This window comes from Shigella flexneri 2a str. 301, from assembly GCF_000006925.2.
Lineage (GTDB): Bacteria > Pseudomonadota > Gammaproteobacteria > Enterobacterales > Enterobacteriaceae > ECMA0423.
In genome coordinates this window covers 591,255-616,019 of the sequence record NC_004337.2, presented here as the reverse complement: position 1 = coordinate 616,019, position 24,765 = coordinate 591,255, and the positions used below count along the sequence as shown (strand labels likewise).

Here is a 24,765-nt window from a genome sequence, read left to right as displayed (position 1 = left end):
AGGCATCGGTGCTGGCCTATTATGACTCCAGCGCCAGCGCGCGGTTTCTGAATTTCAGCGCCTGATACAGCCAAATCATCAGTACCAGTCCTACACACGCCAGTGCGCCCCAGGTAATTTGATCAAATACTTCAATATATGCATTGATGGAGTAGTTGATCGCCCCGGAAGCATCAAACGAAGCCTGCGATGTCTGATCGGCAATCACGCCCGCCAGATAGTTCGCGATCGCGCCAGAAAGCAGCATGTAGATGCCGGTTAATACGCCGGTCACGCCCGGAATTTCAATGCGCGTAATTTGCGACATGGCAACCGGGTCGATAAACAGTTCCGCAAAGCCCATCACCGCGAGGCCTAACACCATCAGTGGCAGAGAAGAGTGACCATACATTGCGGACCAGCGGGCGCTTAAGGTCAGAATGCAGAATCCGGCGCTCATCAGGCCAAGGCCAAGAGCAAATTTTCCCCAGATGCGCACGGTACGATTACCTGCGACGCTTTCTTTAACCACCCACGCCAGGAACACACCGCACAGCATAACTGCGAAGGCATTAATCGACTGGAACATCGCGGTCGGAACGGTATAACCAAACATATCGCGGTTAACGAAGCGGTCGATATAAAGGCTAATCGAGCTACCGCCCTGTTGTGCGAAGGCCCAGAACAACATACTGAAGAAGGTGAGCGTCACAATCAGCCCCAGCTCCTTCCGCTGTTTCTGGTTTTCTGCTTTGCGATAAATTTTTGCCAGTACACCCAGGCCAATAATAGTCGCGACAATTAAGGCGTATACCGACCACTCTTTCCAGAACAGCACGGTAATCAGTGCAGGCGTTGCCACCAGCAGAACCAGCAGCCATCCCCAGTTCGGCAGGAGAAAGTTTGTCGCACGCAGTACTTTTTTGTTAACGCCGCGGGTATGAGTGAAATGACGATTGCCACATAAGAAAATGACCAGACCCGCGATCATTCCAACCGCCGCCAGGCCAAAGCCCATCGCCCAGCTGTACTCTTCCTGGGCGTAACCACAGGCGATAGGTGCGATAATAGACCCCACGTTACCCGCCGCATACATCAGCGAGAAACCGCCATCACGACGCGGATCGGTTGGCTCATACAGCTCGCCGAGCAGACAGCTTACGTTAGATTTAAACAGGCCATAGCCGCAGACGATAATCGCCAGGGACAGATAGAGGAATGACGGATGGATCTCACTGGCACCCAGCACCACATGACCGATCGCCATCAACAACGCCCCCAGCATCACCGCCATGCGATTGCCGAGAACTTTATCCGCCAAAAAGCCACCGAGGATTGGCGTGACATACACCAGCGAACAGTAGGCGCTAAATAACTCGTAGGCGTGAGTATCGTTGTATTTTAGTTGATTGGTGAGATAGAGAATCAGCAGGGCACGCATGCCGTAAAAGCTAAAATATTCCCAGATTTGCAGCGCAACGACATAGTAAATAGCGCGCGGTTGTGATGCGTGTTTATTCATAATAATTCCACAATTGACGGCAACGTCACGTAATAGTTGCGCGGCGTGCTTGTGTTTCCTTAAAGTTAAAACTTTGATACAGATCTGATTATTTATGCAATATGCTGTCTGATTGCATAAATATACATTAGCTGAAGCGTGATGATATAAACAATTTGCGTCTTTTGGCGTCGGGTTTGTTTCTTAATATGTCAAAAGATTGGCTATCGACGAACAGGCGATGTAACGCTATGTTAACGGTGTAGCTATCAGAATACGGAAGGCGCGAAGATGAAAAACACCGAACTGGAACAACTGATTAACGAAAAACTGAACAGCGCGGCGATTAGTGATTACGCGCCGAATGGTTTGCAGGTGGAAGGCAAAGAGACGGTGCAAAAAATTGTTACCGGTGTCACCGCCAGCCAGGCTTTGCTCGATGAGGCAGTGCGTCTGGGCGCGGATGCGGTCATTGTGCATCATGGCTACTTCTGGAAAGGAGAGTCTCCGGTCATTCGCGGAATGAAGCGTAACCGTTTAAAAACGTTGCTGGCGAATGATATCAACCTGTATGGCTGGCATTTGCCGCTTGACGCACATCCTGAGCTGGGCAATAACGCACAGCTGGCGGCGTTACTGGGGATCACGGTCATGGGCGAAATTGAGCCGTTGGTGCCGTGGGGAGAGCTGACCATGCCTGTGCCGGGAATGGAACTAGCCTCCTGGATTGAAGCGCGTCTGGGACGTAAGCCGTTATGGTGTGGCGATACCGGACCTGAGGTGGTCCAGCGCGTCGCCTGGTGCACGGGCGGCGGGCAAAGTTTTATCGATAGCGCCGCGCGTTTTGGCGTGGATGCTTTTATTACTGGCGAAGTTTCTGAACAGACCATTCATTCAGCCCGCGAGCAGGGATTGCATTTTTATGCTGCAGGTCACCATGCCACTGAACGCGGTGGTATTCGCGCATTGAGCGAGTGGCTGAATGAAAATACCGATCTTGATGTGACCTTTATTGATATTCCTAATCCTGCATAACGAATAATCAGAGGGATCGAAAGTGCAACGAGCGCGTTGTTATCTGATAGGTGAAACGGCGGTAGTGCTGGAACTGGAACCGCCGGTGACGCTGGCTAGCCAGAAACGGATCTGGCGACTGGCGCAGCGTCTGGTGGATATGCCGAATGTGGTTGAAGCCATTCCCGGCATGAACAATATCACGGTGATTTTGCGTAATCCTGAGTCGCTGGCGCTGGATGCCATAGAGCGTTTGCAACGCTGGTGGGAGGAGAGCGAGGCCCTGGAACCTGAGTCTCGCTTTATTGAAATTCCGGTGGTTTACGGTGGTGCAGGCGGACCGGATTTGGCGGTGGTCGCGGCGTATTGCGGGTTGAGCGAAAAACAGGTTGTTGAATTGCACTCCTCCGTGGAATACGTGGTCTGGTTTTTAGGTTTTCAACCGGGCTTCCCGTATCTCGGGAGTTTGCCGGAACAACTACACACGCCACGGCGCGCTGAACCGCGCTTGCTCGTTCCGGCAGGTTCTGTCGGGATCGGCGGGCCGCAGACTGGTGTTTATCCGCTGGCAACGCCGGGTGGCTGGCAGTTGATTGGTCATACCTCACTCAGCCTGTTTGATCCGGCGCGTGACGAACCCATCTTATTACGTCCGGGAGACAGCGTGCGATTTGTACCGCAGAAGGAGGGAATATGCTGAAGATTATTCGTGCGGGCATGTACACCACTGTGCAGGATGGCGGTCGTCACGGTTTTTGCCAGTCGGGTATCAGCCACTGTGGCGCACTGGATATGCCTGCGCTGCGCATTGCTAACCTGCTGGTGGGTAATGACGCCAATGCCCCCGCGCTGGAGATCACGCTCGGTCAGTTAACAGTTGAGTTCGAAACTGATGGGTGGTTTGCCCTGACGGGTGCAGGTTGCGAAGCGCGGTTGGATGATAACGCCGTCTGGACCGGCTGGCGATTGCCGATGAAAGCAGGCCAGCGTTTAACGCTTAAACGCCCGCAGCACGGGATGCGCAGTTATCTGGCGGTCGCGGGTGGTATTGATGTTCCGCCGGTAATGGGGTCATGCAGCACCGATCTCAAAGTGGGGATTGGCGGGCTGGAAGGCCGTTTACTGAAGGATGGTGACTGACTCCCGATTGGCAAATCGAAGCGTGATTTTATGGAAGCGCAGGGCGTTAAACAGCTGCTGTGGGGCAACCGCATTCGCGCCTTGCCGGGGCCGGAATATCATGAGTTCGATCGCGCCTCGCAGGATGCATTCTGGCGTTCGCCCTGGCAGCTTAGCTCGCAAAGTAACCGAATGGGCTATCGTTTACAGGGGCAAATTTTAAAACGCATCACCGATCGCGAACTGTTATCTCACGGTTTGTTACCGGGCGTGGTGCAGGTGCCGCATAACGGGCAGCCGATTGTGTTGATGAACGACGCACAGACCACCGGTGGTTATCCACGTATTGCCTGTATCATTGAGGCTGATATGTACCATCTGGCGCAAATTCCGCTCGGTCAGCCGATTCATTTTGTCCAGTGTTCACTGGAAGAGGCACTGAAAGCGCGGCAAGATCAGCAACGTTATTTTGAACAATTAGCGTGGCGGCTGCACAATGAAAATTGACCTGAACGCCGATCTGGGCGAAGGCTGCGCCAGCGACGCAGAGCTATTAACGCTGGTTTCCTCTGCCAATATTGCTTGTGGATTTCATGCAGGCGATGCGCAAACCATGCAGGCTTGCGTGCGTGAAGCAATAAAAAATGGTGTCGCGATTGGCGCTCACCCGAGTTTTCCCGACAGGGAAAATTTTGGTCGCAGCGCCATGCAGCTGCCGCCGGAAACCGTTTACGCCCAGACGCTGTATCAAATTGGCGCGCTGGCAACGATTGCCCGTGCGCAAGGCGGCGTAATGCGTCATGTCAAACCGCACGGCATGTTGTACAACCAGGCGGCGAAAGAAGCACAACTGGCAGACGCCATCGCCAGAGCGGTATACGCTTGCGATCCGGCATTGGTTCTCGTTGGGCTGGCAGGAAGCGAGCTGATTCGTGCAGGCAAGCAATATGGCCTGACAACGCGCGAGGAAGTGTTTGCCGATCGCGGTTATCAGGCTGACGGCTCGCTGGTGCCGCGAAGTCAGCCAGGCGCGTTGATTGAAAACGAAGAACAGGCGTTGGCGCAAACGCTGGAGATGGTGCAACACGGCAGAGTCAAAAGTATCACCGGCGAATGGGCAACGGTCGCGGCGCAAACGGTCTGCCTGCATGGCGACGGCGAGCACGCTCTGGCGTTCGCCCGCCGATTACGAGCTACATTTGCCAAAAAGGGGATTGTTGTCGCAGCATAACCCCGCTTAATAAAGAATGAAAAAAGGATATCACCATGCCTGAAGGCCCGGAGATCCGCCGTGCAGCGGATAACCTGGAGGCGGCGATCAAAGGCAAACCACTAACTGATGTCTGGTTTGCCTTCCCGCAGTTAAAAACTTATCAATCACAACTTATCGGTCAACACGTTACCCATGTGGAAACGCGTGGTAAGGCGTTGTTAACTCATTTTCCCAACGGTTTAACGCTCTACAGCCATAATCAGCTTTACGGCGTCTGGCGCGTGGTTGATACCGGCGAAGAGCCGCAGACCACGCGAGTATTGCGGGTAAAACTGCAAACGGCTGACAAAACCATTCTGCTTTATAGCGCCTCGGATATTGAGATGTTGAGGCCGGAACAACTGACCACGCATCCGTTTTTACAACGCGTTGGTCCCGATGTGCTGGATCCGAATCTGACGCCGGAGGTGGTAAAGGAACGGTTATTGTCGCCGCGCTTTCGTAACCGTCAGTTTGCAGGATTACTGCTCGATCAGGCGTTTCTGGCTGGGCTTGGCAATTATTTGCGGGTGGAGATCCTCTGGCAGGTTGGGTTGACTGGAAATCATAAAGCGAAAGATCTCAATGCGGCGCAACTGGATGCACTCGCACACGCGTTACTGGAGATTCCTCGGTTTTCTTACGCTACGCGGGGGCAGGTGGATGAGAATAAGCATCATGGGGCGCTGTTTCGCTTTAAGGTTTTTCATCGTGATGGCGAACTGTGCGAACGCTGTGGCGGCATCATTGAGAAAACCACGTTGTCCTCGCGCCCGTTTTACTGGTGTCCAGGCTGCCAGCACTAGGCCGACCGCTTCGGCGCATAGGTTGAAATAAACCGCGCAATGGCTGGCCCCGTCAGCAAAATACTGAACAGGCGCAGGGTTTGCATCGCCATAATAAGCGCCATATCGGCATTGCTCCCTGCGGCGATGACCGCCACGGTATCAAGCCCGCCGGGACTGGTGGCGAGGTAGGCAGTCATAAAATCAATATGCATAAACCGGGTCAGTCCCCACGCCATACCTGCACAAATAGCCAGCAGAGCAAAAATCGACAGCAGGATTTGCGGTAGCGGGCGTAGTGCCCGCAGTAAGATTTGTTTATCGAAACCAAGACCAATCCGCCAGCCAATTGCCATATACGCCATCGCCAGCAGCCATTCCGGTAGTTCGATGGTGATGAGCTGACCAGACTGGAGCACTGCGCCCGCCAGCATCGGGATGAGCATCGTGCCGGAAGGAAGACGCAGCATGCATCCCGCCGTACCGGCAACGACTGCGAGCAAAATCGTAAGCAGGAGATTAATGCTCACTGGCGGGAACCAGACGATTTGCTGGTTAACCGCTTCAGCGTTATCACCCAGCATCATGCGGGTGACCAGAACAGCGGCCCCCGCGACGAACAGCACTCGCAGATATTGCATAAACGCCACCAGGCGAATATCTGCGCCGTAATCTTGCGCCATAGCGACCATTGCCGCTGCGCCGCCTGGAGAAGAACCCCAGGCACCGGTATTTCCAGGCAGTGAGCTATAGCGCACCAATAACCAACCCACGATGGCGCTGGAAAGCAGCGTCACCAGTAAAATAGCAAGCACGATCGGCCAGTTGGCGGCCAGCGTGGTGAGAATCGAACCAGTGAGGTTTTGCGCAATCATGCAGCCAAGAATGGCCTGCGCGGCGAGAAAAGCGGAGCGGGGAAGTTGCAGAGTAATTCCGCGCATACTGAAGATGATCCCGGCGATCATCGGCCCAAGTAATAGCGCCGCCGGGAGATGTACCGCGAGGAAACCAATAGAAAGGAGAAGTGATAGCACACATAACATTCCCCACTGCAAAACTGGCATCCTTCGCTCCCTCATTATTTTCTCTTTGGTGTATCGATACAGCATAAAGAAAGCCGGGCTAGGAAAAAATAACAGCAATCAAGGAAAAGGGGAAAATCAGCAATTTTCTGAAAGAGATGCCCTTTCCGGCTGCAAAGGGCATCATGGCAAATCAGTTATAGTTAATTTTAAAAAGCACCACTGTATCGAAGGGCCCAGCCTCGATGGGGGTACCTGCAATGGACGAAAGTTCAGCTGTATAGGTTTTTTCGTAGACCAACATGTCGCTGGTGAAATCGGCGTATTCAGCATATTTATTGAAGGTATAAGGCGAGGCGTTTTCATCCAGCAAACGTAGCTTCAGACCATTACCAATCAACAATGCTTTATCTTCTTCAACCAACGTTTCTTCGGTATAAAAGGAGGAACTGACTTTAAATCCGTCGGTGCATTGGTCATTTTGTGATTTTGTCGTCTTAATACTGAATGTTTTCGACATTGTGTGGCGACGAATATCCAGCAAATTAAATTTACCAAAATCAATCATCTGTGTTTCCGGTGAAATGGAAAAATTGACGCTGCAATCCAGCACGCGAATGTTTTCCAGACCAGTAATATGATATTTCAGGTTTTGGGCAGTAGGGTCTTCGTTAACGCTACCGGCACCGTCAAATTGCACGACGATATAGTCGCTAAGCGTACTTTGATAATCATGCGGCGGCATTTCTCGTATTTTGACGTATAACCGCATGCGAGCGAGAAAGGTTCGCGACATGTGAATATTAGCGGGATCACCCGAGCAAATTTTGTTCTGCCATCCCATCAGGGGTATAAATGTCAATGTTCTTACTGTCGATACACTGGTTAGTGTCGATGCGGCTTTTTCCCTGGTTGGCGTCATAATCAACGCCATTGTAAGTTACTCCGAGTTGATAATAACGATCCTGCACCCCCGGGTAGGGGTTTACCCATACGTAGACATGTTCGCTTTCAAAGTTGCCGTTGGTATTGTTGTCACAATAGACGGGAATTTTAATATCGTCAGATTCCCAGATCTTATTTTAATATCGTCAGATTCCCAGATCTTATCGCCGAGTTTGGCATTGCCTGGTACAGCAAAAGGTTGAATCGCTTCTGATTTTTCTACCGAGCCACCGGATGAACCAAAGTAGCAGTTCAGGGCAAGCGCAGACTTCAACGACAGAAATAACAGACAGATGACGAGCAACACTCCCTTGCCAGCACTCATTTCTTCGCCTCCACGGCTTGTAAATGGCATTGTCCGCTGCAGTTGAGCGTCGTCATGCGTAACGCGCCGTAATCATCCATATAACCGAGATAAAACTGGCTGCCGCTATAATTTCCGGTGTTTGTGTTGACCGTACTAAAAGGCGCAACCATCACGGTTTTGAAGCCGGGGAGAACGCCTTTTTCATTTCGTCCCAGGTAGGCAATGGTCAGATAATACGCGGTAGGATTTTTCAGTGTCAGTTGGTTGCCCTGCTGGCTGACCTGTAACTGCAGTTCGACCTTTTCTCCTGCTTTCTTGCGTAATGCAGCCGGTCGCCAGAACACCTTGATACGACTCTGAATGGCGACTTGCAGAACGGCATGGTCGCTGTTTTTTTCCGGGGCGGGAGGAATTTCACGCATATTGTAGAAAAATAGCGTTTCGCGATCGCCCGGTAATTTTGTGGTCGAGGCTTGCTTTACTATCCGTACCTGTGTTGTTGCTTTCGGTTCCAGACGTTGTATCGGCGGCAGGGCGACCAGAAGATCATCGCTTTTCTCCCCTTTTTCATTTTCGAGCCAGGAATAAGCGAGGTAGGGGAGTTTATCGCTACGATTATCCACCCGCAGACTGGTAGCTTTATCATTAGCGTTAAACACAATACGAGTGCGATCGGGTTGTAGTGCAGCGTGGCTGCACAGACTGGCAACCAACAACAAAAGGGGTAGTCCTTTCATAAATGTCATTTTCATTTCCTTAATTAATGACAAGGTAAAATCAGGCGATTTGCGGTGTCTTCCATATGTTCAGGAAGATGGAGCGAGCAATGCTGGCTATCACCCCAGACCACGGTAAACTTTTGATTTTCAGCGACTCCGCTTAACCAGGCATGTCCTTCCTCGCCAACCATCCCCACGCTAATGCCGCTGTCATCCTGGCGGATATCCGCTCCGAGGGGAGGAAACTGACCGCTGGCGTTGCGAATGATGACGTTAACGTCTTTACCGGAACGGGAAGCCAGTGATTTGTAACCTATCGCGCCTTCAATCCACGTTTCTTTGATAACGTTTTCTGCAACTGTTACGCCGTCGGGTAAGTCATTCATGTTCACCGCCACGGTGGAAGGCTGGTAACTGGAAATCAACGGCACCACCGCAATGCCAAAATGGTTGGTGTAGTCGAGATTGCCCTGAACCGGAATATCTGCCACGCCATCGGTGCTGACCATCAGGCGTGGTTCATTGGTGGAGCTGCGGCGATGAAACGCTGCACCATATTGGGTTGCGGTGAAAGAACCGCTCCAGCTGCTGCTGACGGAACTGTAATCATTGGCGGCATAGGTACCAGAAATATCCCACTCACCCGCTGAACTCAGGTGCTGATAGTTACCGCTCACCTGGGCTCCATTGTCAGGACGGTCGGATTGCAGTCCGGCAGACATGCCCCAGCTATTACGTTCATCCAGCGTATCGTTCCACGACATGCGGTGTGTGGTGCTGTGGCTACTGTTTTGCATGTCATAGCCAACCCGACCACCGTTACCGAAGGGGAGCGAAATCGACAGGTAAATCTGGTTGTCGCGATCTTTATCTTCGTAATGGGTTGTATTGAATGACGTAGAAATAGAGATATCTCTCCAGTCACCAATATCAACATTAAAACCTGCCGTGATGTTGGCGGTCGTGGAGGCGTCTGCATTCCACCAGGTTTGATGTAGCAGGTTGGCGTAAAGATTGAGGTTTAGTGGGGTAATCGGTTGGCCCACAGATAAGCTGATCGTCTGTTTTTCGTCCTGCGCATCGCTGTCGTTGTATTTGTGATCCAGATAGTTGGCGTAGCTGTGAAAATGACGATCGGAGAAACGATAAGCGGCGAGGGAAATCGTGCTGTTAGTGGCATCCACTTGTTTGCTGTAATTAAAACGGTAGCTTAAGCCCCGCTCGTCCTGCTGAGTATCAAAATGGCTACTGGCCCACGTGACATCAAACGACAGCGCACCAAGCCACAGCATATTTTGCCCAATACCCATTGCGGCAGAATGGTAGTCATCACCAGAAAGCAGCAGGCCGCTGTACAGCGAGGTGTTTGACAGCATCCCCCAGGAAACTTCATTGCTAAAAAAGGTTTCATTTTCAGTTTGATGTGACATGGAGGGCCGTGGCTGACCCGCGGCCAGTTTATAGCGAACCTGTCCCTGACGAGTCAGGAAGGGCGTCGATGCTGCTGAAACCTGGAAATTGTTCACCCGACCATCTTCTTCCGTCACTTTGACATCCAGTGTGCCCTGAACAGACTGATTAAGGTCGTCAATGATAAATGGGCCTGGTGGGACTTTTTTCTGGTAAATGACGCGGCCTGATTGACTGATCGTCACCGTGGCATTGGTCTGTGCAATACCGCTAATTTGTGGGGCGTAGCCGCGTAGTTCCCATGGCAACATTCGATCGTCACTTGCCAGTGCCGCGCCGGTATAAGAAAAACCGTCGAAAATATTGGGACTAAAATCCGTTTCGCCGAGGGTTAATTTTGAACCTAATTGCGGTAACGGGCGAAAAAGATAGGTACGTGATATTTCGCCTGACTGTTCATGGTTATCATCGCTATCAGTATGATTCAACTGATAATCACTGCGTAAGCGCCATGCCCCCGTGTTGATTCCGGCTGTTCCATAGGCGTTAAGATTAGTGCTGCTGCTGCCATCCTGTGGGCGGTAGCTGCTGGCAAACAAGTTGTAATCCATCAGGACACCGGCGACACCTTCTTTCCATGTGGAGGGTGGGGTCCAGTTTTCTGAGTGCCACGCCAGCCAGGCTTGCGGAATACTAATATTCAGTTGCTGATTGGCTTGATCGAAATTGAAGAGCATTTCAGGTCGGGAGCTAAAATCGACGCACTGATTTATCAATGGTAACGACTGACGGACTTCAGGTTTTAAGCCAAATTTATCGACCAGTAAATCATTGATGCACGGAATGGTTTTATCGTCATTTTTGTGCCAGTTAATCTTTTGCTCGTTACTGATTTGGTTATTATTTACCGCAACGCTAACAAAATACTCACCGGGAGCAATGACTCCTTTTTCCTTTAATAATGAAATATCAATGCGGTCGCGCATTGATTTATCGAGAACATTCAGATTGAATTCGACCGCCAATGCGCAAGGCATCGCCACGACCAGGCAGGATACAAAAGAGAGTCGATAAATATTCACGGTGTCCATACCTGATAAATATTTTATGAAAGGCGGCGATAGCGCCGCCAAAGTAATACTTATTTATAATCCAGCACGTAGGTTGCATTCGCCGTAACTGCGCCTGGCGTTACAGGTGTAGCCTGATCAATTTGTTCCATCCAGGCAAAGAAATTCAGCGTTTGTTCGCTGGAGGTCGGAGCCAGGTCGATATCTGGAGTAGCGGTGCCTAAAACGATATTGCTTTGATCTTTATTCATTAAACGTACGCCGACGCCGGTGGCTTCACCCGTGCTGGTGTTGTTGAGAATCGGATCTGCGCCGGTGGTTTTCGCTGAGCTATCAAAGGTGACTGCAACTTTAGAAATCTTGCCACCGGAACCGTTGCTGGAGTTTTCCAGATCACAGTTGACTAAGAGCAGGTCGACAGCAACGGCATCGCTGTGATGTGACTGATTAATGTGGCTGGTGGTCACCTGACCGAGTTCAACCTCTTTATCAATATCATCCTGATGTATTTCACACGGTGCTTCAATAACTTCACCTTTAAAGTGAATTTCACCGGATCCTTCATCAGCCGCATAAACAGGTGCTGTGAACAGCAGAGATACGGCCAGTGCGGCCAATGTTTTTTGTCCTTTAAACATAACTGAGTCCTTTAACAGAAAAGAAAAAAGTATATCGGTGCAAGAATATCTTATTTGATTGTCGAATGTTTTTAGTTTTTCTTAAAAATATTATTAATTTTATTAAATGTAAAAGTAATTAATTGATGGTATGAATTAAATGTTTGATGAATAAAGTATTGGGAATTATAGGGGTGCGCTATATTTGGTGGTTTATTCATGTAACTGAGAGGAAGATAGATGATTAAAAATCATCTATTTGTTTATAATTTATACCGATGTATTTTTTTTTAGAATATATGAATGTCCGATAGTGGATTTTATTTTTACAATTTTTTGTGTTTAGGCATATAAAAATTAACCCGCCATTTGAACGGCGGGTTAAAATATTTACAACTTAGCAATCAACCATTAACGCTTGATATCGCTTTTAAAGTCGCGTTTTTCATATCCTGTATACAGCTGACGCGGACGGGCAATCTTCATACCGTAACTGTGCATTTCGCTCCAGTGGGCGATCCAGCCAACGGTACGTGCCATTGCGAAAATGACGGTGAACATGGAAGACGGAATACCCATCGCTTTCAGGATGATACCAGAGTAGAAATCGACGTTCGGGTACAGTTTCTTCTCGATAAAGTACGGGTCGTTCAGCGCGATGTTTTCCAGCTCCATAGCCACTTCCAGCAGGTCATCTTTGGTGCCCAGCTCTTTCAGAACTTCATGGCAGGTTTCACGCATTACGGTGGCGCGCGGGTCGTAATTTTTGTACACGCGGTGACCGAAGCCCATCAGGCGGAAAGAATCATTTTTATCTTTCGCACGACGAACAAATTCCGGAATGTGTTTAACGGAGCTAATTTCTTCCAGCATTTTCAGCGCCGCTTCGTTAGCACCACCGTGCGCAGGTCCCCACAGTGAAGCAATACCTGCTGCGATACAGGCAAACGGGTTCGCACCCGAAGAGCCAGCGGTACGCACGGTGGAGGTAGAGGCGTTCTGTTCATGGTCAGCGTGCAGGATCAGAATACGGTCCATAGCACGTTCCAGAATCGGATTAACTTCATACGGTTCGCACGGCGTGGAGAACATCATATTCAGGAAGTTACCGGCATAGGAGAGATCGTTGCGCGGATAAACAAATGGCTGACCAATGGAATACTTGTAACACATCGCGGCCATGGTCGGCATTTTCGACAGCAGGCGGAACGCGGCAATTTCACGATGACGAGGATTGTTAACATCCAGCGAGTCGTGATAGAACGCCGCCAGCGCGCCGGTAATACCACACATGACTGCCATTGGATGTGAGTCGCGACGGAAAGCGTGGAACAGACGGGTAATCTGCTCGTGGATCATGGTATGACGGGTCACCGTAGTTTTAAATTCGTCATACTGTTCCTGAGTCGGTTTTTCACCATTCAGCAGGATGTAACAAACTTCTAGGTAGTTAGAATCGGTCGCCAGCTGATCGATCGGGAAACCGCGGTGCAGCAAAATACCTTCATCACCATCAATAAAAGTAATTTTAGATTCGCAGGATGCGGTTGAAGTGAAGCCTGGGTCAAAGGTGAACACACCTTTTGAACCGAGAGTACGGATATCAATAACATCTTGACCCAGCGTGCCTTTCAGCACATCCAGTTCAACAGCTGTGTCCCCGTTGAGGTTGAGTTTTGCTTTTGTATCAGCCATTTAAGGTCTCCTTAGCGCCTTATTGCGTAAGACTGCCGGAACTTAAATTTGCCTTCGCACATCAACCTGGCTTTACCCGTTTGTTATTTGGCTCGCCGCTCTGTGAAAGAGGGGAAAACCTGGGTACAGAGCTCTGGGCGCTTGCAGGTAAAGAATCCATTGATGACGAATAAATGGCGAATCAAGTACTTAGCAATCCGAATTATTAAACTTGTCTACCACTAATAACTGTCCCGAATGAATTGGTCAATACTTCCACACTGTTACATAAGTTAATCTTAGGTGAAATACCGACTTCATAACTTTTACGCATTATATGCTTTTCCTGGTAATGTTTGTAACAACTTTGTTGAATGATTGTCAAATTAGATGATTAAAAATTAAATAAATGTTGTTATCGTGACCTGGATCACTGTTCAGGATAAAACCCGACAAACTATATGTAGGTTAATTGTAATGATTTTGTGAACAGCCTATACTGCCGCCAGGTCTCCGGAACACCCTGCAATCCCGAGCCACCCAGCGTTGTAACGTGTCGTTTTCGCATCTGGAAGCAGTGTTTTGCATGACGCGCAGTTATGGAAAGGACGCTGTCTGACCCGCAAGCAGACCGGAGGAAGGAAATCCCGACGTCTCCAGGTAACAGAAAGTTAACCTCTGTGCCCGTAGTCCCCAGGGAATAATAAGAACAGCATGTGGGCGTTATTCATGATAAGAAATGTGAAAAAACAAAGACCTGTTAATCTGGACCTACAGACCATCCGGTTCCCCATCACGGCGATAGCGTCCATTCTCCATCGCGTTTCCGGTGTGATCACCTTTGTTGCAGTGGGCATCCTGCAGTGGCTTCTGGGTACCAGCCTCTCTTCCCCTGAAGGTTTCGAGCAAGCTTCCGCGATTATGGGCAGCTTCTTCGTCAAATTTATCATGTGGGGCATCCTTACCGCTCTGGCGTATCACGTCGTCGTAGGTATTCGCCACATGATGATGGATTTTGGCTATCTGGAAGAAACATTCGAAGCGGGTAAACGCTCCGCCAAAATCTCCTTTGTTATTACTGTCGTGCTTTCACTTCTCGCAGGAGTCCTCGTATGGTAAGCAACGCCTCCGCATTAGGACGCAATGGCGTACATGATTTCATCCTCGTTCGCGCTACCGCTATCGTCCTGACGCTCTACATCATTTATATGGTCGGTTTTTTCGCCACCAGTGGCGAACTGACATATGAAGTCTGGATCGGTTTCTTCGCCTCTGCGTTCACCAAAGTGTTCACCCTGCTGGCGCTGTTTTCTATCTTGATTCATGCCTGGATCGGCATGTGGCAGGTGTTGACCGACTACGTTAAACCGCTGGCCTTGCGCCTGATGCTGCAACTGGTGATTGTCGTTGCACTGGTGGTTTACGTGATTTATGGATTCGTTGTGGTGTGGGGTGTGTGATGAAATTGCCAGTCAGAGAATTTGATGCAGTTGTGATTGGTGCCGGTGGCGCAGGTATGCGCGCGGCGCTGCAAATTTCCCAGAGCGGCCAGACCTGTGCCCTGCTCTCTAAAGTCTTCCCGACCCGTTCCCATACCGTTTCTGCGCAAGGCGGCATTACCGTTGCGCTGGGTAATACCCATGAAGATAACTGGGAATGGCATATGTACGACACCGTAAAAGGGTCGGACTATATCGGTGACCAGGACGCGATTGAATATATGTGTAAAACCGGGCCGGAAGCGATTCTGGAACTCGAACACATGGGCCTGCCGTTCTCGCGTCTCGATGATGGTCGTATCTATCAACGTCCGTTTGGCGGTCAGTCGAAAAACTTCGGCGGCGAGCAGGCGGCACGCACTGCGGCGGCTGCTGACCGTACCGGTCACGCACTGTTGCACACGCTTTATCAGCAGAACCTGAAAAACCACACCACCATTTTCTCCGAGTGGTATGCGCTGGATCTGGTGAAAAACCAGGATGGCGCGGTGGTGGGTTGTACCGCACTGTGCATCGAAACCGGTGAAGTGGTTTATTTCAAAGCCCGCGCTACCGTGCTGGCGACTGGCGGAGCAGGGCGTATTTATCAGTCCACCACTAACGCCCACATTAACACTGGCGACGGTGTCGGCATGGCTATCCGCGCAGGCGTACCGGTGCAGGATATGGAAATGTGGCAATTCCACCCGACCGGCATTGCCGGTGCGGGCGTACTGGTCACCGAAGGTTGCCGTGGTGAAGGCGGTTATCTGCTGAACAAACATGGCGAACGCTTTATGGAGCGTTATGCGCCGAACGCCAAAGACCTGGCGGGCCGTGATGTGGTGGCGCGTTCCATCATGATTGAAATCCGTGAAGGTCGCGGCTGTGATGGTCCGTGGGGGCCACACGCGAAACTGAAACTCGATCACCTGGGTAAAGAAGTTCTCGAATCCCGTCTGCCGGGTATCCTGGAGCTTTCCCGTACCTTCGCTCACGTCGATCCAGTGAAAGAGCCGATTCCGGTTATCCCAACCTGTCACTACATGATGGGCGGTATTCCGACCAAAGTTACCGGTCAGGCGCTGACTGTGAATGAGAAAGGCGAAGATGTGGTTGTTCCGGGACTGTTTGCCGTTGGTGAAATCGCTTGTGTATCGGTACACGGCGCTAACCGTCTGGGCGGCAACTCGCTGCTGGACCTGGTGGTCTTTGGTCGCGCGGCAGGTCTGCATCTGCAAGAGTCTATCGCCGAGCAGGGCGCACTGCACGATGCCAGCGAGTCTGATGTTGAAGCGTCTCTGGATCGCCTGAACCGGTGGAACAATAATCGTAACGGTGAAGATCCGGTGGCGATCCGTAAAGCGCTGCAAGAATGTATGCAGCATAACTTCTCGGTCTTCCGTGAAGGTGATGCGATGGCGAAAGGGCTTGAGCAGTTGAAAGTGATCCGCGAGCGTCTGAAAAATGCCCGTCTGGATGACACTTCCAGCGAGTTCAACACCCAGCGCGTTGAGTGCCTGGAACTGGATAACCTGATGGAAACGGCGTATGCAACGGCTGTTTCTGCCAACTTCCGTACCGAAAGCCGTGGCGCACATAGCCGCTTCGACTTCCCGGATCGTGATGATGAAAACTGGCTGTGCCACTCCCTGTATCTGCCTGAGTCGGAATCCATGACGCGCCGAAGCGTCAACATGGAACCGAAACTGCGCCCGGCATTCCCGCCGAAGATTCGTACTTACTAATGCGGAGACAGGAAAATGAGACTCGAGTTTTCAATTTATCGCTATAACCCGGATGTTGATGATGCTCCGCGTATGCAGGATTACACCCTGGAAGCGGAAGAAGGTCGCGACATGATGCTGCTGGATGCGCTTATCCAGCTGAAAGAGAAAGATCCCAGCCTGTCGTTCCGCCGCTCCTGCCGTGAAGGTGTGTGCGGTTCCGACGGTCTGAACATGAACGGCAAGAATGGTCTGGCCTGTATTACCCCGATTTCGGCACTCAACCAGCCGGGCAAGAAGATTGTGATTCGCCCGCTGCCAGGTTTACCGGTGATCCGCGATTTGGTGGTAGACATGGGACAATTCTATGCGCAATATGAGAAAATTAAGCCTTACCTGTTGAATAATGGACAAAATCCGCCAGCTCGCGAGCATTTACAGATGCCAGAGCAGCGCGAAAAACTCGACGGGCTGTATGAATGTATTCTCTGCGCATGTTGTTCAACCTCTTGTCCGTCTTTCTGGTGGAATCCCGATAAGTTTATCGGCCCGGCAGGCTTGTTAGCGGCATATCGTTTCCTGATCGATAGCCGTGATACCGAGACTGACAGCCGCCTCGACGGTTTGAGCGATGCATTCAGCGTATTCCGCTGTCACAGCATCATGAACTGCGTCAGTGTATGTCCGAAGGGGCTGAACCCGACGCGCGCCATCGGCCATATCAAGTCGATGTTGTTGCAACGTAATGCGTAAACTGTAGGCCTGATAAGACGCGCAAGCGTTGCATCAGGCAACCAGTGCCGGATGCGGCGTGAACGCCTTATCCGGCCTACAAGTCATTACCCGCAGGCCTGATAAGCGCAGCGCATCAGGCGTAACAAAGAAATGCAGGAAATCTTTAAAAACTGCCCCTGACACTAAGACAGTTTTTAAAGGTTCCTTCGCGAGCCACTACGTAGACAAGAGCTCGCAAGTGAACCCCGGCACGCACATCACTGTGCGTGGTAGTATCCACGGCGAAGTAAGCATAAAAAAGATGCTTAAGGGATCACGATGCAGAACAGCGCTTTGAAAGCCTGGTTGGACTCTTCTTACCTCTCTGGCGCAAACCAGAGCTGGATAGAACAGCTCTATGAAGACTTCTTAACCGATCCTGACTCGGTTGACGCTAACTGGCGTTCGACGTTCCAGCAGTTACCTGGTACGGGAGTCAAACCGGATCAATTCCACTCTCAAACGCGTGAATATTTCCGCCGCCTGGCGAAAGACGCTTCACGTTACTCTTCAACGATCTCCGACCCTGACACCAATGTGAAGCAGGTTAAAGTCCTGCAGCTCATTAACGCATACCGCTTCCGTGGTCACCAGCATGCGAATCTAGATCCGCTGGGACTGTGGCAGCAAGATAAAGTGGCCGATCTGGATCCGTCTTTCCACGATCTGACCGAAGCAGACTTCCAGGAAACCTTCAACGTCGGTTCATTTGCCAGCGGCAAAGAAACCATGAAACTCGGCGAGCTTATTTCCGCCCTCAAGCAAACCTACTGCGGCCCGATTGGTGCCGAGTATATGCACATCACCAGCACCGAAGAAAAACGCTGGATCCAACAGCGTATCGAGTCTGGTCGCGCGACTTTCAATAGCGAAGAGAAAAAACGCTTCTTAAGCGAACTGACCGCCGCTGAAGGCCTTGAGCGTTACCTCGGCGCAAAATTCCCTGGCGCAAAACGCTTCTCGCTGGAAGGCGGTGACGCGTTAATCCCGATGCTTAAAGAGATGATCCGCCACGCTGGCAACAGCGGCACCCGCGAAGTGGTTCTCGGGATGGCGCACCGTGGTCGTCTGAACGTGCTGGTGAACGTGCTGGGTAAAAAACCGCAAGACTTGTTCGACGAGTTCGCCGGTAAACATAAAGAACACCTCGGCACAGGCGACGTGAAATACCACATGGGCTTCTCGTCTGACTTCCAGACCGATGGCGGCCTGGTGCACCTGGCGCTGGCGTTTAACCCGTCTCACCTTGAGATTGTAAGCCCGGTCGTTATCGGCTCTGTTCGTGCCCGTCTGGACAGACTTGATGAGCCGAACAGCAACAAAGTGCTGCCAATCACCATCCACGGTGACGCCGCAGTGACCGGGCAGGGCGTGGTTCAGGAAACTCTGAACATGTCGAAAGCGCGTGGTTATGAAGTTGGCGGTACGGTACGTATCGTTATCAACAACCAGGTTGGTTTCACCACCTCTAACCCGCTGGATGCCCGTTCTACACCGTACTGTACTGATATCGGTAAGATGGTTCAGGCACCGATTTTCCACGTTAACGCGGATGATCCGGAAGCCGTTGCCTTTGTGACCCGTCTGGCGCTCGATTTCCGTAACACCTTTAAACGTGATGTCTTCATCGACCTGGTATGCTACCGCCGTCACGGCCACAACGAAGCCGACGAGCCGAGCGCAACCCAGCCACTGATGTATCAGAAAATCAAAAAACATCCGACACCGCGCAAAATCTACGCTGACAAGCTGGAGCAGGAAAAAGTGGCGACGCTGGAAGATGCCACCGAGATGGTTAACCTGTACCGCGATGCGCTGGATGCTGGCGATTGCGTAGTGGCAGAGTGGCGTCCGATGAACATGCACTCTTTCACCTGGTCGCCGTACCTCAACCACGAATGGGACGAAGAGTACCCGAACAAAGTTGAGATGAAGCGCCTGCAGGAACTGGCTAAACGTATCAGTACGGTACCAGAAGCAGTTGAAATGCAGTCTCGCGTTGCCAAGATTTATGGCGATCGCCAGGCGATGGCAGCCGGTGAGAAACTGTTCGACTGGGGCGGTGCGGAAAACCTCGCTTACGCCACGCTGGTTGATGAAGGCATTCCGGTTCGCCTGTCGGGTGAAGACTCCGGTCGCGGTACCTTCTTCCACCGCCACGCGGTGATCCACAACCAGTCTAACGGTTCCACTTACACGCCGCTGCAACACATCCATAACGGTCAGGGCGCGTTCCGTGTCTGGGACTCCGTACTGTCAGAAGAAGCCGTGCTGGCGTTTGAATATGGTTATGCCACCGCAGAACCACGCACCCTGACCATCTGGGAAGCGCAGTTCGGTGACTTCGCCAACGGTGCGCAGGTGGTTATCGACCAGTTCATCTCCTCTGGCGAGCAGAAATGGGGCCGGATGTGTGGTCTGGTGATGTTGCTGCCGCACGGTTACGAAGGGCAGGGGCCGGAGCACTCCTCCGCGCGTCTGGAACGTTATCTGCAACTTTGTGCTGAGCAAAACATGCAGGTTTGCGTACCGTCTACCCCGGCACAGGTTTACCACATGCTGCGTCGTCAGGCGCTGCGCGGGATGCGTCGTCCGCTGGTCGTGATGTCGCCGAAATCCCTGCTGCGTCATCCGCTGGCGGTTTCCAGCCTCGAAGAACTGGCGAACGGCACCTTCCTGCCAGCCATCGGTGAAATCGACGAGCTTGATCCGAAGGGCGTGAAGCGCGTAGTGATGTGTTCTGGTAAGGTTTATTACGACCTGCTGGAACAGCGTCGTAAGAACAATCAACACGATGTCGCCATTGTGCGTATCGAGCAACTCTACCCGTTCCCGCATAAAGCGATGCAGGAAGTGTTGCAGCAGTTTGCTCACGTCAAGGATTTTGTCTGGTGCCAGGAAGAGCCGCTCAACCAGGGCGCATGGTACTGCAGCCAGCATCATTTCCGTGAAGTGATTCCGTTTGGGGCTTCTCTGCGTTATGCAGGCCGCCCGGCCTCCGCCTCTCCGGCGGTAGGGTATATGTCCGTTCACCAGAAACAGCAACAAGATCTGGTTAATGACGCGCTGAACGTCGAATAAATAAAGGATACACAATGAGTAGCGTAGATATTCTGGTCCCTGACCTGCCTGAATCCGTAGCCGATGCCACCGTCGCAACCTGGCATAAAAAACCCGGCGACGCAGTCGTACGTGATGAAGTGCTGGTAGAAATCGAAACTGACAAAGTGGTACTGGAAGTACCGGCATCAGCAGACGGCATTCTGGATGCGGTTCTGGAAGATGAAGGTACAACGGTAACGTCTCGTCAGATCCTTGGTCGCCTGCGTGAAGGCAACAGCGCCGGTAAAGAAACCAGCGCCAAATCTGAAGAGAAAGCGTCCACTCCGGCGCAACGCCAGCAGGCGTCTCTGGAAGAGCAAAACAACGATGCGTTAAGCCCGGCGATCCGTCGCCTGCTGGCTGAACACAATCTCGACGCCAGCGCCATTAAAGGCACCGGTGTGGGTGGTCGTCTGACTCGTGAAGATGTGGAAAAACATCTGGCGAAAGCCCCGGCGAAAGAGTCTGCTCCGGCAGCGGCTGCTCCGGCGGCGCAACCGGCTCTGGCTGCACGTAGTGAAAAACGTGTCCCGATGACTCGCCTGCGTAAGCGTGTGGCAGAGCGTCTGCTGGAAGCGAAAAACTCCACCGCCATGCTGACCACGTTCAACGAAGTCAACATGAAGCCGATTATGGATCTGCGTAAGCAGTACGGTGAAGCGTTTGAAAAACGCCACGGCATCCGTCTGGGCTTTATGTCCTTCTACGTGAAAGCGGTGGTTGAAGCCCTGAAACGTTACCCGGAAGTGAACGCGTCTATCGACGGCGATGACGTGGTTTACCACAACTATTTCGACGTCAGCATGGCGGTTTCTACGCCGCGCGGCCTGGTGACGCCGGTTCTGCGTGATGTCGATACCCTCGGCATGGCAGACATCGAGAAGAAAATCAAAGAGCTGGCAGTCAAAGGCCGTGATGGCAAGCTGACGGTTGAAGATCTGACCGGTGGTAACTTCACCATCACCAACGGTGGTGTGTTCGGTTCCCTGATGTCTACGCCGATCATCAACCCGCCGCAGAGCGCAATTCTGGGTATGCACGCTATCAAAGATCGTCCGATGGCGGTGAATGGTCAGGTTGAGATCCTGCCGATGATGTACCTGGCGCTGTCCTACGATCACCGTCTGATCGATGGTCGCGAATCCGTGGGCTTCCTGGTAACGATCAAAGAGTTACTGGAAGAGCCGACGCGTCTGCTGCTGGACGTGTAGTAGTTTAAGCTTCACCTGCACTGTAGACCGACGTGGATAGGGTGTCGGTCTACGGTTTAAAAGATAACGATTACTGAAGGATGGACAGAACACATGAACTTACATGAATATCAGGCAAAACAACTGTTTGCCCGCTATGGCTTACCAGCACCGGTGGGTTATGCCTGTACTACTCCGCGCGAAGCAGAAGAAGCCGCTTCAAAAATCGGTGCCGGTCCGTGGGTAGTGAAATGTCAGGTTCACGCTGGTGGCCGCGGTAAAGCGGGCGGTGTGAAAGTTGTAAACAGCAAAGAAGACATCCGTGCTTTTGCAGAAAACTGGCTGGGCAAGCGTCTGGTAACGTATCAAACAGATGCCAATGGCCAACCGGTTAACCAGATTCTGGTTGAAGCGGCGACCGATATCGCTAAAGAGCTGTATCTCGGTGCCGTTGTAGACCGTAGTTCCCGTCGCGTGGTCTTTATGGCCTCCACCGAAGGCGGCGTGGAAATCGAAAAAGTGGCGGAAGAAACTCCGCACCTGATCCATAAAGTTGCGCTTGATCCGCTGACTGGCCCGATGCCGTATCAGGGACGCGAGCTGGCGTTCAAACTGGGTCTGGAAGGTAAACTGGTTCAGCAGTTCACCAAAATCTTCATGGGCCTGGCGACCATTTTCCTGGAGCGCGACCTGGCGCTGATCGAAATCAACCCGCTGGTCATCACCAAACAGGGCGATCTGATTTGCCTCGACGGCAAACTGGGCGCTGATGGCAACGCCCTGTTCCGCCAGCCTGATCTGCGCGAAATGCGTGACCAGTCGCAGGAAGATCCGCGTGAAGCACAGGCTGCACAGTGGGAACTGAACTACGTTGCGCTGGACGGTAACATCGGTTGTATGGTTAACGGCGCAGGTCTGGCGATGGGTACGATGGACATAGTTAAACTGCACGGCGGCGAACCGGCTAACTTCCTGGACGTTGGCGGCGGCGCAACCAAAGAACGTGTAACCGAAGCGTTCAAAATCATCCTCTCTGACGACAAAGTGAAAGCCGTTCTGGTTAACATCTTCGGCGGTATCGTTCGTTGCGACCTGATCGCTGACGGTATCATCGGCGCGGTAGCGGAAGTGGGTGTTAACGTACCGGTCGTGGTACGTCTGGAAGGTAACAACGCCGAACTCGGCGCGAAGAAACTGGCTGACAGCGGCCTGAATATTATTGCAGCAAAAGGTCTGACGGATGCAGCTCAGCAGGTTGTTGCCGCAGTGGAGGGGAAATAATGTCCATTTTAATTGATAAAAACACCAAGGTTATCTGCCAGGGCTTTACCGGTAGCCAGGGGACTTTCCACTCAGAACAGGCCATTGCATACGGCACTAAAATGGTTGGTGGCGTAACTCCAGGTAAAGGCGGCACTACCCACCTCGGCCTGCCGGTGTTCAACACCGTGCGTGAAGCTGTTGCTGCTACTGGCGCTTCCGCGTCTGTTATTTACGTACCAGCACCGTTCTGCAAAGACTCCATTCTGGAAGCTATCGATGCAGGCATCAAACTGATTATCACCATCACTGAAGGCATCCCGACGCTGGATATGCTGACCGTGAAAGTGAAACTGGACGAAGCAGGCGTTCGTATGATCGGCCCGAACTGCCCAGGCGTTATCACCCCGGGTGAATGCAAAATTGGTATCCAGCCGGGTCACATTCACAAACCGGGTAAAGTGGGTATCGTTTCCCGTTCCGGTACACTGACCTATGAAGCGGTTAAACAGACCACGGATTACGGTTTCGGTCAGTCGACCTGTGTCGGTATCGGCGGTGACCCGATCCCTGGCTCTAACTTTATCGACATTCTCGAAATGTTCGAAAAAGATCCGCAGACCGAAGCGATCGTGATGATCGGTGAGATCGGCGGTAGCGCTGAAGAAGAAGCGGCAGCGTACATCAAAGAGCATGTTACCAAGCCAGTTGTGGGTTACATCGCTGGTGTGACTGCGCCGAAAGGCAAACGTATGGGCCACGCGGGTGCGATCATTGCCGGTGGGAAAGGGACTGCGGATGAGAAATTCGCTGCTCTGGAAGCCGCAGGCGTGAAAACCGTTCGCAGCCTGGCGGATATCGGTGAAGCACTGAAAACTGTTCTGAAATAAATATCTGTAATAAGAAATAGCCCTCGCCGCTTCCCTCTACAGGAATGGCGAAGGGCTGTCGGTTTCGACATGGTTGGCCATCGTATGATGGCCTTTTTGTGCTTATCGCGATGATTTTCGCTGCGCTATCAGGGTAAATTTATAGTCATCGGTATTAAAAGCGTTGCGGCTATATTCAAACACCCGACCATCAACTAAATATCCACGCGATACTTTTTCAAGAATCGGCTTTGTCTGGCTGATATTAAGCAGACGGCTCATCTCTTCGGTTGGCATCAGAGGAATGATTTCCTGTTCGCTACGATCGATAACCATCTTCTTCACTTCTTCAATAAAGTGATATTTCGAATTTTCCATGACCTGCCAGGTGAGATCCGGGAACAACGCAAGCGGCATCCAGGTTTCTTCCAGCGCCATTGGCTTTTGCTTGCGATAGCGCACGCGCTTCACATGCCACACACGATCCTGCACGGTGATTTGTAGCTGTTGCTGAAGAAAATCGTCAGCCGGAATCACTTCAAATATCAGAACTTCACTGTGTGTATCGACGTGACGGTCCGACAGTTTTTCATCAAAACTGGTTAACTGAAAAATATCGTAATTGACCCGCTCTTCTTTGACGTAAGTCCCGCTGCCCTGAATGCTTTCGAGGATCTGTTGCTCGACTAACTGGCGCAAAGCCTGACGCACCGTAACCCGGCTGACGCCAAACTCTGTTTGTAATGCCGATTCGGTAGGTAACGCATCGCCAGGTTTAAGCTCGCCACGCGCAATTTGCTCACGAATGCGATCAGCAATCTGTCGGTATAAGGGTTTGTGTCCCATTATTTAGCATCTCATTAATACGAATTTAGCCATTATGCCCGATAAACTCATCCTGTAAACAATACAAATAAAATGCAAATAATTTCAATCAAGTGAAATTGATTA

At 51.6% G+C, this 24,765-nt stretch carries 20 protein-coding genes, 2 pseudogenes and 2 other annotated features; of the genes and pseudogenes, 14 read left to right on the top strand and 8 right to left on the bottom strand.

All coding sequences use genetic code 11. The features are described from left to right. Nucleotides 1-19: 19 nt before the first annotated feature. Complete coding sequence (gene ybgH / locus SF0588) at nucleotides 20-1,501, bottom strand: dipeptide/tripeptide permease D (protein NP_706523.1); 1,482 nt, start codon at nucleotides 1,499-1,501, stop codon at nucleotides 20-22. A gap of 270 nt (nucleotides 1,502-1,771) precedes the next feature. On the opposite strand from ybgH, the gene ybgI reads away from it, so the two are divergent. The 5 genes and pseudogenes from ybgI to nei all read left to right on the top strand — a co-directional run bounded on the left by ybgI (nucleotide 1,772) and on the right by nei (nucleotide 5,671). Further along, a complete protein-coding gene (ybgI, locus tag SF0587) occupies nucleotides 1,772-2,515 on the top strand; it encodes a metal-binding protein (RefSeq protein ID NP_706522.1) in 744 nt (247 codons plus the stop codon). A 22-nt stretch (nucleotides 2,516-2,537) separates the two neighbouring features. Next, a complete protein-coding gene (gene ybgJ, locus SF0586) occupies nucleotides 2,538-3,194 on the top strand; it encodes a carboxylase (RefSeq protein ID NP_706521.1) in 657 nt (218 codons plus the stop codon). Continuing rightward, nucleotides 3,188-4,120 (top strand) — a sequence feature (Similar to Escherichia coli K12 carboxylase gi: 1786930 (311 aa). BLAST with identity of 97% in 310 aa. This CDS contains an in-frame stop codon. The sequence has been checked and is believed to be correct.). It overlaps the preceding gene by 7 nt. Continuing rightward, nucleotides 3,188-4,120: pseudogene (gene ybgK / locus SF0585) on the top strand. It overlaps the preceding feature by 933 nt. The gene ybgJ and the pseudogene ybgK overlap by 7 nt, the downstream one beginning before the upstream one ends. Then, on the top strand, nucleotides 4,110-4,844 hold the full coding sequence (ybgL, locus tag SF0584; RefSeq protein NP_706520.1) for a LamB/YcsF family protein: 735 nt from the start codon (nucleotides 4,110-4,112) through the stop codon (nucleotides 4,842-4,844). Before ybgK ends, ybgL begins: the two are co-directional and overlap by 11 nt. Before the next feature lie 35 nt (nucleotides 4,845-4,879). After that, nucleotides 4,880-5,671, top strand: coding sequence for an endonuclease VIII (nei, locus tag SF0583; RefSeq protein ID NP_706519.1), 792 nt, complete (start codon nucleotides 4,880-4,882; stop codon nucleotides 5,669-5,671). Here the strand turns inward: nei and abrB are convergent. The 6 genes and pseudogenes from abrB to gltA form a co-directional block, all read right to left on the bottom strand. Then, nucleotides 5,668-6,759, bottom strand: coding sequence for a transporter (abrB, locus tag SF0582; RefSeq protein NP_706518.2), 1,092 nt, complete (start codon nucleotides 6,757-6,759; stop codon nucleotides 5,668-5,670). The two genes, nei and abrB, sit on opposite strands and share 4 nt — an antisense overlap. A 106-nt stretch (nucleotides 6,760-6,865) precedes the next feature. Beyond that, nucleotides 6,866-7,972, bottom strand: a sequence feature (Similar to Escherichia coli K12 conserved hypothetical protein gi: 1786935 (363 aa). BLAST with identity of 96% in 369 aa. This CDS contains deletion. The sequence has been checked and is believed to be correct.). Continuing rightward, nucleotides 6,866-7,972: pseudogene (gene ybgO, locus SF0581) on the bottom strand. Its footprint overlaps the feature before it by 1,107 nt. Continuing rightward, nucleotides 7,939-8,670 (bottom strand): chaperone, encoded by a 732-nt coding sequence (gene ybgP / locus SF0580; protein NP_706517.2) that lies wholly within the window; start codon nucleotides 8,668-8,670, stop codon nucleotides 7,939-7,941. Before ybgP ends, ybgO begins: the two are co-directional and overlap by 34 nt. Nucleotides 8,671-8,684: 14 nt before the next feature. After that, nucleotides 8,685-11,144 carry a hypothetical protein gene (gene ybgQ, locus SF0579; RefSeq protein ID NP_706516.2) on the bottom strand — a complete coding sequence of 820 codons (2,460 nt, stop codon included), beginning with the start codon at nucleotides 11,142-11,144 and terminating at the stop codon, nucleotides 8,685-8,687. Between the two features lie 50 nt (nucleotides 11,145-11,194). Continuing rightward, nucleotides 11,195-11,761 (bottom strand): fimbrial-like protein, encoded by a 567-nt coding sequence (gene ybgD, locus SF0578; RefSeq protein NP_706515.1) that lies wholly within the window; start codon nucleotides 11,759-11,761, stop codon nucleotides 11,195-11,197. A gap of 390 nt (nucleotides 11,762-12,151) precedes the next feature. After that, nucleotides 12,152-13,435, bottom strand: a complete 1,284-nt coding sequence (gene gltA / locus SF0577; RefSeq protein NP_706514.1) for a type II citrate synthase — start codon at nucleotides 13,433-13,435, stop codon at nucleotides 12,152-12,154. A 693-nt stretch (nucleotides 13,436-14,128) separates the two neighbouring features. Here gltA and sdhC point away from each other — a divergent pair. From sdhC to sucD, 9 genes are all read left to right on the top strand, one after another. Next, complete coding sequence (sdhC, locus tag SF0576) at nucleotides 14,129-14,533, top strand: succinate dehydrogenase cytochrome b556 subunit (RefSeq protein NP_706513.3); 405 nt, start codon at nucleotides 14,129-14,131, stop codon at nucleotides 14,531-14,533. Then, nucleotides 14,527-14,874, top strand: a complete 348-nt coding sequence (gene sdhD / locus SF0575; protein ID NP_706512.1) for a succinate dehydrogenase cytochrome b556 small membrane subunit — start codon at nucleotides 14,527-14,529, stop codon at nucleotides 14,872-14,874. Before sdhC ends, sdhD begins: the two co-directional genes overlap by 7 nt. Continuing rightward, on the top strand, nucleotides 14,874-16,640 hold the full coding sequence (sdhA, locus tag SF0574; protein NP_706511.2) for a succinate dehydrogenase flavoprotein subunit: 1,767 nt from the start codon (nucleotides 14,874-14,876) through the stop codon (nucleotides 16,638-16,640). The genes sdhD and sdhA overlap by 1 nt, the downstream gene beginning before the upstream one ends. Nucleotides 16,641-16,655: 15 nt before the next feature. After that, nucleotides 16,656-17,372 (top strand): succinate dehydrogenase iron-sulfur subunit, encoded by a 717-nt coding sequence (sdhB, locus tag SF0573; protein NP_706510.1) that lies wholly within the window; start codon nucleotides 16,656-16,658, stop codon nucleotides 17,370-17,372. 58 nt (nucleotides 17,373-17,430) lie between these two features. Further along, nucleotides 17,431-17,691 (top strand): hypothetical protein, encoded by a 261-nt coding sequence (locus tag SF0572; protein ID NP_706509.1) that lies wholly within the window; start codon nucleotides 17,431-17,433, stop codon nucleotides 17,689-17,691. Continuing rightward, nucleotides 17,673-20,474 carry a 2-oxoglutarate dehydrogenase subunit E1 gene (gene sucA / locus SF0571; protein ID NP_706508.1) on the top strand — a complete coding sequence of 934 codons (2,802 nt, stop codon included), beginning with the start codon at nucleotides 17,673-17,675 and terminating at the stop codon, nucleotides 20,472-20,474. Before SF0572 ends, sucA begins: the two co-directional genes overlap by 19 nt. 14 nt (nucleotides 20,475-20,488) lie before the next feature. Then, entirely contained in the window at nucleotides 20,489-21,706 is a 1,218-nt protein-coding gene (gene sucB, locus SF0570; RefSeq protein ID NP_706507.1) for a dihydrolipoamide succinyltransferase, read from the top strand. A gap of 93 nt (nucleotides 21,707-21,799) precedes the next feature. After that, the gene (gene sucC, locus SF0569) at nucleotides 21,800-22,966 is read left to right on the top strand and encodes a succinyl-CoA synthetase subunit beta (protein NP_706506.1); all 1,167 of its coding nucleotides are present in this window, start codon (nucleotides 21,800-21,802) and stop codon (nucleotides 22,964-22,966) included. Continuing rightward, complete coding sequence (sucD, locus tag SF0568) at nucleotides 22,966-23,835, top strand: succinyl-CoA synthetase subunit alpha (RefSeq protein NP_706505.1); 870 nt, start codon at nucleotides 22,966-22,968, stop codon at nucleotides 23,833-23,835. Before sucC ends, sucD begins: the two co-directional genes overlap by 1 nt. A 102-nt stretch (nucleotides 23,836-23,937) precedes the next feature. Here the strand turns inward: sucD and farR are convergent, their stop codons facing one another. Further along, nucleotides 23,938-24,660: a DNA-binding transcriptional repressor MngR gene (farR, locus tag SF0567; RefSeq protein ID NP_706504.1), complete on the bottom strand. Its 723-nt coding sequence runs from the start codon at nucleotides 24,658-24,660 to the stop codon at nucleotides 23,938-23,940. Between the last annotated feature and the right edge of the window lie 105 nt (nucleotides 24,661-24,765).